Source organism: Amorphus orientalis (assembly GCF_030814015.1).
GTDB lineage: Bacteria > Pseudomonadota > Alphaproteobacteria > Rhizobiales > Amorphaceae > Amorphus > Amorphus orientalis.
This window is the reverse complement of the sequence record NZ_JAUSUL010000002.1, coordinates 446021-457166: the sequence shown is the minus strand read 5'-3', so window position 1 is coordinate 457166 and position 11146 is coordinate 446021. Positions and strand designations below refer to the sequence as shown.

Below are 11146 nucleotides of genomic sequence, written 5' to 3'. Positions count from 1 at the left end.
TCGAGCCACACGAGCATGGTCGCTCCGAACAGGGTGAGCGCGACGAGCGTGGTGAGATCGTAAGCGAAACGGATCATGGCGACGTCCTTTCTGGCTGGGCGGGCGCTGGAATCGCCCTCGTTCCTTTTTTGTTCTATGCGACTATGTTCTCTCTTCGTTCCGTTCGTCAACCGCCGGCCGGCCGGGGCCGGACCGCACGCTTAAAAAAGGGTTTTCGGAAAGGATCGAACCCCGACGGTTCGGATCAGAGCGTCTCGCAGCGCCCGTCGACGAGCGTCACGCGGCGGTCCATGCGATCCGCCAGCTCGTGGTTGTGGGTCGCCACGAGGGCCGAGAGCCCGGTCGAGCGGGCCAGACGGACGAACGCATTGAACACGTGCTCGGCCGTGCCGGGGTCCAGGTTGCCGGTCGGCTCGTCGGCGAGAAGCACCGCCGGGCGATTCGCCACAGCACGGGCGATCGCCACCCGCTGGCGTTCGCCGCCGGAGAGTTCCCCGGGACGATGCCCGGCCCGACGGTCGACGTCGAGTTCGCTGAGGAGCGCATGGGCGGCGGAATCGGCCACCTTCTTGTCGGCACCGGCCAGCCGCATCGGCAGGGTCACGTTTTCCAGCGCCGTGAAGTCGGGCAACAGATGGTGGAACTGGTAGATCATGCCGATGGACGCGCGGCGGAGCTCGGTCAGGGCGGCGTCGCCGAGCCCGGTCGTCTCGACGCCGGCGACCGAGACGCTGCCCTTGTCGGCCCGTTCCAGGAGCGCAGCGATGTGCAGGAGCGTCGACTTGCCCGCCCCGGACGGCGCCACCAGCGCCACCAGTTCCCCCGGTTCGAGCGTGAGATCCACGCCCCGCAGGACGGCGAGCTTGCCCTCGCCTTCCCGGTAGCTGCGTTCCACGCCGGCCAGGTGCAGGGCCGCGGTCGGATGGGCGCCGGTGTCCCTCATTCGCTGCGCAACCCCTCGACGGGATCGACGGCGGCCGCCTTCCAGGCCGGATAGAGCGTCGCCAGGAACGACAGGACCAGCGCCATCACCACCACGGCCGTTGTCTCGCCGGTCTCCATTTCCGCCGGCAGACGGCTCAGAAAATAGAGTTCGGGCGAGAACAGCTCCGTGCGCGTGAGCCAGGAGATGGCCTGCCGGATCTCCTCGATGTTGAGACACACGACCGTGCCCAGCGCGAGCCCCGCCAGGGTGCCCACCGCCCCGATCGAGAGCCCGGCCAGGATGAAGATCCTGAGCACGGTTCCCCGGCTCGCCCCCATGGTTCTCAGGATCGCGATGTCGCGCGCCTTGTCCTTCACCAGCATGGTGAGGCCGGAAATGATGTTGAGCACCGCGACCAGCACGATCAGCGTCAGGATCAGGAACATGACGTTCCGCTCCACCTCCAGCGCGGAGAAGAAGGTGGTGTTCCGCTGGCGCCAGTCGATCAGATAGACCTGCCGTTCCGCCGCCACCTGGATCGGGTCGCGCAGCGCATCGACACGGTCCGGATCGTCGACGAACACCTCAATCGCCGTGACGGTGTCGTCCTTGTTGAAGAAGTACTGCGCCTCGGAAAGCGGCATGTAGATAATGGAGCTGTCATACTCCGACATGCCGACCTCGAATATCGCGGCGATCGGAAAGGTTTCCGATCGCGGCGTCATCCCGAACGGCGTGACGTCGCCCTCCGGCGTCAGAAGCCGGATGGAATCCTCCACCGTCACCCCGAGACTGGCCGCCAGCCGCGAGCCGATGATCACGCCGCCGCCCTCCCGGAAGCCCGTCAGATCACCGAGAAAGAGATTGCCGGAGATCAGATCCATGCGCTCGAGATCGTCGGGCGACACGCCGCGAACCAGCGCGCCGGTGGCGGCCGATGGCCCCGAGACCAGCGCCTGGCCCTCCACATAGGGGATGGCGAATTCGACCCCATCTACCCCGTCGATGCGCTGGGCGACGGGCACGTAGTCGGTCAGGTCGCTGCCGATCGGCTGCACCTGGAAATGACCGTTGATGCCCAGGATCTTGTCGAACAGCTCGCTACGGAAGCCGTTCATCACCGCCATCACGATGATGAGCGTCGCAACGCCCAGCATGATCCCGAGGAAGGAGAAGCCGGCGATGACCGAGATGAAGGTGTCGCGCCGCCTGGAGCGCAGATAGCGTCCGGCGATCAGCCATTCGAGCGCGGAGAACGCGCCGATGCTGCCGGAGCCGTCCACGGCGGGTGGCGCGCCTGCGCTGTCAGCCACAGCAGGCCTCGACCAGCCGGTTTACGGCCGCATCCAGCGTCAGCGTCTGGCGTTCGCCGGTCGCCCGGTGCTTCACCTCGACCTCGTCGTTGGCGAGTCCGCGCGGCCCGACGATCATCTGCCAGGGCAGCCCGATCAGGTCCATCGCCGCGAACTTCGCGCCGGCACGCTGGTCGAGATCGTCGTAGAGCACGCTCACGCCCGCCGTCTCCAGCCGCTGATAGAGAGCCTCGCACGCCATGTCGGTCTGATGGTCGCCCGGCTTGAGGTTGATCAGCCCGACATCGAACGGGCTCAGCGACTGAGGCCAGATGATTCCGGCATCGTCGTGGCTGGCCTCGATCACCGCCCCGACCAGGCGCGACACGCCGACCCCGTAGGAGCCCATGTGAACCGGCCGCTCGACGCCGTCCGGCCCGGCCACCTTCGCGCCCATCGGCTCGGAATATTTCGTGCCGAAATAGAAGATGTGGCCGATCTCGATGCCGCGGGCGGCTACCTGCCGGTCCTCCGGCAGCTTTTCGAAGGCGGCGGCGTCGTGCATGTCGTCGGTGGCGGCGTATTTCGACGTCCACTCCGTCACGATCGGCGACAGGTCCGACAGGAAATCCGTGTCCTCGCCGGGGATCGGCAGGTCGAGCAGGTCCTTGTCGCAATAGACCGCGCTCTCGCCGGTGGAGGCGAGGATAATGAACTCGTGGGACAGGTCGCCGCCGATCGGCCCAGTCTCCGCCCGCATCGGAATTGCCGTGAGCCCCATCCGGCGGAAGGTCCTGAGATAGGCGACGAACATCCGGTTGTAGGCGTGCCGCGCCGACTCCTGATCGATGTCGAACGAATAGGCGTCCTTCATCAGGAATTCGCGGCCGCGCATCACGCCGAAACGCGGCCGGACCTCGTCCCGGAACTTCCACTGGATGTGGTAGAGGTTCAGCGGCAGCTCACGGTAGCTGCGCACGTAGGACCGGAAGATGTCGGTGATCATTTCCTCGTTGGTCGGCCCGTACAGCATCTGCCGCTCGTGGCGGTCGGTGATGCGCAGCATCTCCTGCCCGTAGTCGTCATAGCGGCCGGATTCCATCCACAGATCGGCCGACTGGATCGTCGGCATCAGCACTTCCTGGGCGCCGGCGCGATTCTGCTCCTCGCGAACGATCTGCTCGACCTTCTCCAGAACGGCCTTACCGAACGGCAGCCAGGAATAGATGCCGGCCGACTGCTGGCGAATCATGCCGGCGCGCAGCATCAGCCGATGGGAGACGATTTCCGCCTCTTTCGGGGTTTCCTTCAGGATGGGCAGGAAGTAGCGGGACAGACGCATTTAAGCCGACGCTTTCTCTGGGGCGGGATCGGGCGGAGTGAACAGTTACGGGAGCCAAATGACAAGGGGGATCGGCAGCAGCGCGCGGACTTTGAACACACGCTCCCGGACGGCTTCCGAATGAGACCTATCGCCGCGTCCCGCCTCGCCCGGACGTCCCGCGAAATCGCCACAACGCAAAAAAGTTGGGCGCAAATTGCACAAAATGATGACAGACCCGATTACACTTGCTATGTTGGGTTCATAAAGAAATCGGCAACGGCAATCGATCGTTGTCGAGTGGCTTCGCGGTCTGAGTCTTGGGAGGAAGCCCTTCTGGCGCGGTAAAATGCCGCTGCCGCGCAGGGTCGATAAAAAGCGGCCCTGTCGCACAGAGGGGACGGACGCGGAACTTAATCAGCAAGGCGCGAGCCTTGCTTTTTTTTTGCTTGCACGGGGCAGGTCATCGCCCGCACTCGACTGCCGCCGATCCGTCGACGACCGGCCCGCACTGTGTCCCTTTATCCAATATGTCGGAGTGGTGCTGGGACGTTGACGGTGGCCGGCTGTGACGGGACGGCGGATGCGGCAAAAGGCGCTGGCCAGCCCCGTTCGCGGCAACCGCGCGCAGCTAATCGTGTAATCTGGATGCCTTGCGCGGGCCTGTCGCGGCGTCCCGCCAGCCGTCACCGCCCGACCACGATCGAGACATGCATCTGCCAGCTCCCCTGATCCCTGCCGTCCTCCTGCGTCGCTACAAGCGCTTCCTTGCCGACGTCCGCCTCGAGGACGGAACGGAGATCACCGTCCATTGCCCGAATCCCGGCGCGATGACCGGCCTTACCGCCGAAGGAAGCCGGGTCTGGCTCTCGCTGTCCGCCAACCGGGCCCGCAAGCTGCCGCACACGCTGGAGCTGATGCAAGTCGACGGTGGCCTGGTGGGCATCAACACCGGCCATCCCAACCGGGTCGTCGAGACCGCGCTGGCCGCGGACGAAGTTCCGGAGCTGGCCGGCTATGAGCGGGTCCGCCGCGAAGTCCGCTACGGCGCGGCGAGCCGCATCGACCTGCTTCTGGAAGGCGACGGCCGGCCCGATTGTTATGTGGAGATCAAGAACGTCCACCTGATGCGCGCGCCGGGCCTTGCGGAGTTTCCCGACAGCGTGACCGCCCGTGGTGCCCGGCATCTGGATGAACTCGCCGCCATGGTCGCCACAGGGGCCCGGGCGGTGATGCTCTATGTCGTGCAACGCGAAGACTGCGACCGGTTCGCTCTCGCCGACGACATCGACCCGGCCTATGCGGCGGCCTTCGAACGCGCGCGGGCAGCCGGCGTCGAGGCCTGTGTCTATGGCTGCAGCCTGTCCCTGACGGAAATCCGGCTGACCAGCCGCCTCCCCTTCGCCACTGCCGCGAACCGCGACATCGCGACGATTCGCGAACGCGCCCGCTGAAATCGCGGGCGGGGACTGCTATGTAAGTGACTTCGGTCCCGGACCCGACCACGGAGCCTTGAATGATTGAGTATGTCGACGCCGCCACGGCACCGCCGAAGAACACCGGCCAGATCCGTCTTTACGGCGAGGACGGTTTTGCCGGAATGCGCAAGGCCGGCCAGGTGACCGCGGAGTGCCTCGACCGTCTCGCGGATATCGTCGTGCCGGGCGTCACCACGGAAGAGATCGACCGGTTCGTTTACGAATTCGGCCTCGAGCACGATGCGCTTCCGGCGACGCTCTATTATCGCGGCTACCGCAAGTCGACCTGCACCTCGATCAATCATGTGGTCTGCCACGGCATTCCCGCGTCGAAGCCCCTCCGCGAAGGCGACATCGTCAACATCGACGTCACCTATGTGGTGGACGGCTGGTACGGCGATTCCAGCCGCATGTACGGGGTCGGCCAGATCAAGCGCGCGGCCGAACGACTGCTCGACGTGACCTACAAGGCGCTGCTGCACGGCATCGACGCGGTGAAGCCCGGCGCGACCACCGGCGACATCGGCGCAGCGATCCAGACCTATGTGGAATCGGAGCGCTGTTCCGTCGTGCGCGACTTCTGTGGCCACGGCGTCGGCCAGCTCTTCCACGACGCGCCCAACATCCTTCATTACGGCCGCGCCGGCGAGGGCATCGCCCTGCAGCCCGGCATGATCTTCACCATCGAACCCATGGTGAACCTCGGGCGCCCGCACGTGAAGATCCTGTCGGACGGCTGGACAGCCGTGACGCGGGACCGCTCGCTGTCGGCCCAGTACGAGCACTCCATCGGCGTGACGGAAACCGGACGCGAGATCTTCACCCTCTCGCCCGGCGGTTTCGACCCGTCTCTGGTCCTTCGGACCTGATCGGCCGGGGAGGCTCGATGGGGGAGGAAGCCGACGGTTTTTCCGACGCCGGGCAGGCTCCGGGAACGGAGGGCCACCGACAGCGGCTCCGCGACCGCTTCGAGCAGGCCGGCCACGAAGCACTGGCCGACTACGAGCTTCTCGAACTCCTCCTGTTCCGGTCGATCCCCCGCCGGGACACCAAACCCATCGCCAAACGCCTGATCGCCCGCTTCGGCTCCTTCGCCGACGTCCTGTCGGCGCCGCGTCGGCGGCTTCTGGAAGTCGACGGGGTCGGTCCCGGCGTCGTCCAGGACCTCAAGGTGGTGCACGCCGCCGTGCAGCGGTTCGCGCGCGGACGCGTGGAGCGCAAGACCGTCCTGTCGTCCTGGAGCGAGGTGCTGGACTATTGCCGCGCGGCGATGGCGTTTTCCGACCGCGAGCAGTTTCGCATCCTGTTTCTCGACAAGAAGAACGCGCTGATCGCCGACGAACTGCAGCAGACCGGCACCGTCGATCACACTCCGGTCTATCCCCGCGAGATCGTGAAACGCGCGCTGGAAGTGTCGGCGAGCGCCATCATCCTCGTCCACAACCACCCCTCCGGCGATCCGACGCCCTCGCGCGCCGACATCCAGATGACGCGCCAGATCGTCGATATCGCCGCGCCGCTCGGCATCACCGTGCACGATCACATCATCGTCGGGCGCCAGGGCCATGCCAGTTTCCGGGGCCTCAAGCTCATCGACTGAGCGGGCAGCCCAATCTGCCCAATTTCAGTGCAACTTCTCTATCTTGCTCTTTTTGCACTCTTATCAGTCACACGGCTTGCGGAGGGGGGGCGCAACGCGATTAAATCGGGTGAGTTTGTTCCAGCCCGGTGCGTACATGGTCGATGCCCCCTTCGATGAAATGACGAGTGCCGGCAACGGTTGCCGGCCCGCCTACAATCTCGTGAAGGCGTGGCTCGACACGCTCGACCCCGAAATCCTGAAGCAACGCTCGCACGAGGCGGAACTGCTGTTCCGTCGGATCGGCATCACCTTCGCCGTCTACGGCCAGGCCGAGGCGGAGGAGCGCATCATCCCGTTCGATGTCGTCCCGCGCGTGCTCACGATCGGCGAATGGCAGCGCCTGTCGGAAGGCCTCACCCAGCGGGTCAGGGCTCTCAACGCCTTCCTCGCCGACATCTACGGTCAGGCGGAGATCCTCAAGGCGGGCATCGTGCCGTCGGATCTGGTCTACCAGAACCCCTATTTCCGGCCCGAGATGATCGGGCTGAAGGTGCCGCGATCGATCTATGTGCCGATCTCGGGCATCGACATCGTGCGTGTCGATTCGGAGACCTTCTACGTCCTTGAAGACAATGCGCGCACACCCTCCGGTGTCTCCTACATGCTGGAGAACCGGGAGGTCATGATGCGGCTGTTCCCGGACCTGTTCTCCGAACACCGGATCGCACCGGTCGAGAACTATCCCGACGAGCTCCTGCAGACGCTGCGCTCGCTGGCCCCGCCGACCACGCGCGGCGAGCCGACCGTGGTTCTCCTCAGCCCCGGCCAGTTCAACTCGGCCTATTACGAGCACACCTTCCTGGCCGACCGGCTCGGCATCGAACTTGTCGAAGGCCGGGACCTGTTCGTGCGCGACAACACGGTGTTCATGCGCACGACCCAGGGGCCGAAGCGGGTCGACGTGATTTATCGCCGCCTCGACGACGAGTTCCTCGATCCGCTCGCCTTCCGACCGGATTCGGTCCTGGGCGTGCCCGGGCTGATGGCCGCCTACCGGGCCGGCAACGTCACGCTGGCCAACGCGGTCGGCACCGGCGTCGCCGACGACAAGGCCATCTACACTTACATGCCGGAGATCGTCCGCTTCTATCTGGGGCAGGAGCCGATTTTGAAGAACGTGCCGACTTGGCGGTGCCGCGAACCCGACCACCTCGCCTACGTGCTCGACCATCTTGAGGAACTCGTGGTGAAGGAAGTCTCCGGGTCGGGTGGCTACGGCATGCTGGTGGGCCCCAAGGCCGACAAGGAGCAGATCGAAACGTTCCGCGAGAAGCTCAAGGCCAAGCCGGACGACTTCATCGCCCAGCCGACCCTGGCGCTTTCCACCTGCCCGACCTTCGTCGGCGAAGGCATCGCGCCCCGCCACGTCGACCTGCGCCCCTTCGTCCTGTCGGGCGCCGACCAGGTCCGTATCGTGCCGGGCGGCCTGACCCGCGTGGCGCTGCGGGAAGGCTCGCTCGTGGTCAACTCCAGCCAGGGCGGCGGCACCAAGGACACCTGGGTGCTCGACGACCCGACCGGGGCCGACGCGCCGCCGGGGACCCCCTCCGGCCCGGCCGAGGTCAGCTCGGTGCAGAGCCAGACCCAGACAGGCCCTTCGGGACAGTCCCAGAGCCAGAGCCAGGGGCAGAGCTGACATGTTGCTTGCCCGCACCGCCAACAACCTGTTCTGGCTCGCCCGCTATGTCGAGCGCGCGGAGAACACCGCCCGCATCCTCGATGCCGCCGCCCGTCTTTCGGCCCTGCCGGCCGGATACGGCGGCACCTCGAACGAGTGGATGTCAGCCGTCTCCGCCACGGGCGGTCTGAGCCTCTACAAGGAGCTCTATGACGACGAGAGCCATCGCTCCGTCATCGATTTCCTGGCTTTCTCGCCCCACAATCCCTCCAGCATTCGAAGCTGCATCGAGGCAGGCCGGTCGAACGCACGCGCGGTGCGCACTGCCATCACGGCGGAGATGTGGGACTCCATCAACGGAGCCTGGCTGGAACTGAAGCAGTTTCCGGCGGAAGGCCTGACCCGGCCGCGCCTCAACGAACTGCTGAGCTTCGTCAAGGAATCGTCGCTGCGCTTCGACGGCAGCGCCTATCGGACGATGCTGCGGAACGATGCCTACTATTTCACGCGGCTCGGCAGCTATCTGGAGCGCTCCGATGCGACCGCCCGCATCCTCGATGTGAAGTACCACGTGCTTTTGCCGGAAGGGCAGCCGGTGGGCGGCAGCCTCGACTATTTCCAGTGGTCGTCGATCCTGCGCTCGGTCTCCGCGCTGACCGCCTACAACTGGGTTTACCGGCAGAATCTGAGGCCGTGGCTGGTCGCAGACCTGCTGATCCTCAAACGCGAGATGCCGCGGTCGCTGGCAAGCGCCTACGAGAACCTCACCCGGTTCCTCGACGAGATCGCCCGCGACTACGGACGCCAGGGAACCAGCCAGCGGCTTGCCCGCAGCACGTTCGCACGGCTGCAGAACTCCGACATCGACAGCGTCTTCTCGGAGGGCCTGCACGAGTTCCTGCTGTCGATCATCGCGGAAAACAACCGGCTTGGTGGAGCGATCGCTGAGCAGTACCTGAGCTAGCGAGAGACACGTGCGCATCAGCATCCAACACCACACCCACTACCGTTACGAAGTTCCGGCGAGCCTGGTCATCCAGATCCTGCGGCTGACGCCTCGCGCCCATGCCGGACAGTTTGTGTCCGACTGGCGCATCGAGGTCTCCTGCGACGCCCGGCTCGACCAGAGCCAGGATCCGTTCGGAAACGTGGTCCACACGTTCTCCGCGGACGGCCCCCTCTCCGAGCTGAGCGTCACAGCATCCGGCGAAGTGGAAACGGAAGAGACGAATGGGGTCATCGACGGAGCGGTGGACCGCCTGCCGCACGGCATCTTCCTCCGCGACACGGACCTGACCGAGCCGGACCGGGATATCAAGGAGTTCGCCCGCGACAGCAGCGGCGGAAACTCCCCGCTCGAACAGCTGCATACCCTCAACGGCGCCGTGCACAAGGCCATCCGCTTCAACACGGCCGCAACGACGGTCGCAACGCCGGCTGTCACCGCCTTTTCGGAGGGGCACGGTGTCTGTCAGGACCTCGCGCACGTCTTCCTCGGTGCCGCACGCAGTCTCGGTTTCCCGAGCCGCTATGTGGGCGGATATTTGTTTCGCTCCGATGGGGAAACCCAGCAGGAGGCCGGCCATGCCTGGGTGGAAGCGTATGTCCCGGACCTCGGCTGGGTCGGCTTCGACCCGGCCCACGGCATCTCGGCGACGGAAGCCCACGTGCGGGTGGCGACGGGGCTCGACTATCTCGGCGCCGCGCCGGTGCGCGGCACCCGATATGGCGGCCTCTCCGAGACACTCGAGGTCGCCGTGGAAGTGAAGGCGCTGCGCGGCGGAGATGGCGGAATCCGGTGAGATCGCCAACGCCGTTGAAAACGGTGCTTGCAGTCGCTCCTCATCTGGGTCCCAATCCGTTCCAGGGGGCTGATCTGAACCGATGCGAGTCGGGCAGCGTCGGGCAAGCTAAGCCGGATTAGATGGCACTGCGCCCTACGATTGCACCGGACCGCCAGGCAGACCTGAGGCTCCCGTCCGTTCGGCGTTCGGCAATCTGGCCGGGGCAATATTTCGGTCAACATGAGTGCGACCGCCCCGGGCCGGCCGCAGGTTGATCTGGAGCTTGGGCAATGACCTATTGTTGCGGAATTCTGGTGCGCAGCGGGCTGGTGATGATCGGCGACACCCGCACCAACGCCGGTCTCGACAACATCGCGACCTACCGGAAGCTGCACATCTTCGAAAAGCCGGGTGAGCGCATCGTCGCGCTCGCGGCGGCCGGCAATCTCGCGGTCACCCAGGCCGTCCTCAGCTATCTGAACGAAGGCATCGAGGACCCGGAGACCGGCGAGATCAAGACACTCATGGAAATGCCGTCGATGTTCAAGGCGGCCCAGCTCGTGGGCGACGCGGTGCGCAAGGTCCGCACCGTCGATGGCCCCTCGCTGGAACTCAGCGCCTCCGGCTTCGACGTGTCGATCCTCGTCGGCGGACAGATCGGCGGCGGGCGCCTGCGGCTGTTCATGGTCTACCGCGCCGGCAACTTCATCGAGGCGACCGAGGACACCCCCTATCTCCAGATCGGCGAGCACAAGTACGGAAAGCCGATCCTCGACCGGGCCGTCACCTACGAGACCGAGCTGCTGGACGCCCTCAAGCTCGGCCTGATTTCCATGGATTCGACCATGCGGTCCAATCTCGGCGTCGGCATGCCGATCGATATCCTGACGGTCGAACGCGACGCGCTGCGCGCCGATCGCAACATCCGGATCGAGCAGGACGAGCCCTACTTCCACAATCTCCGCGAGCAGTGGTCGACCGCGCTGAGGCAGGCCCATCTGGCGATCGCCCGTCCGCCCTACCCGCCCGTGGACGACGGCCACGACGCCAGCGTTCCCTTGCACCGGCACTCCGCCTGACGTCCGT

10 protein-coding genes are annotated in these 11146 nt (G+C 65.6%); 7 read left to right on the top strand and 3 right to left on the bottom strand.

What is annotated here, in order from left to right; translation table 11 throughout:
- Positions 1-244: 244 nt before the first annotated feature.
- The 3 genes from J2S73_RS09955 to proS are packed head-to-tail and all read right to left on the bottom strand — an operon-like array spanning position 245 to position 3559.
- Positions 245-943: an ABC transporter ATP-binding protein gene (locus J2S73_RS09955; RefSeq protein ID WP_306885366.1), complete on the bottom strand. Its 699-nt coding sequence runs from the start codon at positions 941-943 to the stop codon at positions 245-247.
- Positions 940-2238 (bottom strand): lipoprotein-releasing ABC transporter permease subunit, encoded by a 1299-nt coding sequence (locus tag J2S73_RS09950; RefSeq protein WP_306885365.1) that lies wholly within the window; start codon positions 2236-2238, stop codon positions 940-942. Before J2S73_RS09950 ends, J2S73_RS09955 begins: the two co-directional genes overlap by 4 nt.
- The gene (gene proS / locus J2S73_RS09945) at positions 2231-3559 is read right to left on the bottom strand and encodes a proline--tRNA ligase (protein ID WP_306885364.1); all 1329 of its coding nucleotides are present in this window, start codon (positions 3557-3559) and stop codon (positions 2231-2233) included. The genes J2S73_RS09950 and proS overlap by 8 nt, the downstream gene beginning before the upstream one ends.
- Before the next feature lie 689 nt (positions 3560-4248).
- Here proS and sfsA point away from each other — a divergent pair.
- The 7 genes from sfsA to J2S73_RS09910 all read left to right on the top strand — a co-directional run bounded on the left by sfsA (position 4249) and on the right by J2S73_RS09910 (position 11139).
- Positions 4249-4992, top strand: coding sequence for a DNA/RNA nuclease SfsA (sfsA, locus tag J2S73_RS09940; RefSeq protein WP_306885363.1), 744 nt, complete (start codon positions 4249-4251; stop codon positions 4990-4992).
- 62 nt (positions 4993-5054) lie between these two features.
- On the top strand, positions 5055-5885 hold the full coding sequence (gene map / locus J2S73_RS09935; protein WP_306885362.1) for a type I methionyl aminopeptidase: 831 nt from the start codon (positions 5055-5057) through the stop codon (positions 5883-5885).
- Positions 5886-5902: 17 nt separating this feature from the next.
- Positions 5903-6616, top strand: coding sequence for a RadC family protein (gene radC, locus J2S73_RS09930; protein WP_306885361.1), 714 nt, complete (start codon positions 5903-5905; stop codon positions 6614-6616).
- A gap of 136 nt (positions 6617-6752) precedes the next feature.
- Positions 6753-8294 carry a circularly permuted type 2 ATP-grasp protein gene (locus J2S73_RS09925; RefSeq protein WP_306886296.1) on the top strand — a complete coding sequence of 514 codons (1542 nt, stop codon included), beginning with the start codon at positions 6753-6755 and terminating at the stop codon, positions 8292-8294.
- Between the two features lie 4 nt (positions 8295-8298).
- Positions 8299-9240: an alpha-E domain-containing protein gene (locus J2S73_RS09920; protein WP_306886295.1), complete on the top strand. Its 942-nt coding sequence runs from the start codon at positions 8299-8301 to the stop codon at positions 9238-9240.
- A 10-nt stretch (positions 9241-9250) separates the two neighbouring features.
- A complete protein-coding gene (locus J2S73_RS09915; protein WP_306885360.1) occupies positions 9251-10078 on the top strand; it encodes a transglutaminase family protein in 828 nt (275 codons plus the stop codon).
- Positions 10079-10350: 272 nt separating this feature from the next.
- A complete protein-coding gene (locus J2S73_RS09910; RefSeq protein ID WP_306885359.1) occupies positions 10351-11139 on the top strand; it encodes a proteasome-type protease in 789 nt (262 codons plus the stop codon).
- Positions 11140-11146 lie beyond the last annotated feature (7 nt).

Coding starts and splice junctions, on each gene's coding strand:
- J2S73_RS09925 (WP_306886296.1), top strand. CDS start 6,753: ATGGTCGATGCCCCCTTCGATGAAATGACGAGTGCCGGCAACGGTTGC.
- sfsA (WP_306885363.1), top strand. CDS start 4,249: ATGCATCTGCCAGCTCCCCTGATCCCTGCCGTCCTCCTGCGTCGCTAC.
- J2S73_RS09910 (WP_306885359.1), top strand. CDS start 10,351: ATGACCTATTGTTGCGGAATTCTGGTGCGCAGCGGGCTGGTGATGATC.
- proS (WP_306885364.1), bottom strand. CDS start 3,559: ATGCGTCTGTCCCGCTACTTCCTGCCCATCCTGAAGGAAACCCCGAAA.
- radC (WP_306885361.1), top strand. CDS start 5,903: ATGGGGGAGGAAGCCGACGGTTTTTCCGACGCCGGGCAGGCTCCGGGA.
- map (WP_306885362.1), top strand. CDS start 5,055: ATGATTGAGTATGTCGACGCCGCCACGGCACCGCCGAAGAACACCGGC.
- J2S73_RS09955 (WP_306885366.1), bottom strand. CDS start 943: ATGAGGGACACCGGCGCCCATCCGACCGCGGCCCTGCACCTGGCCGGC.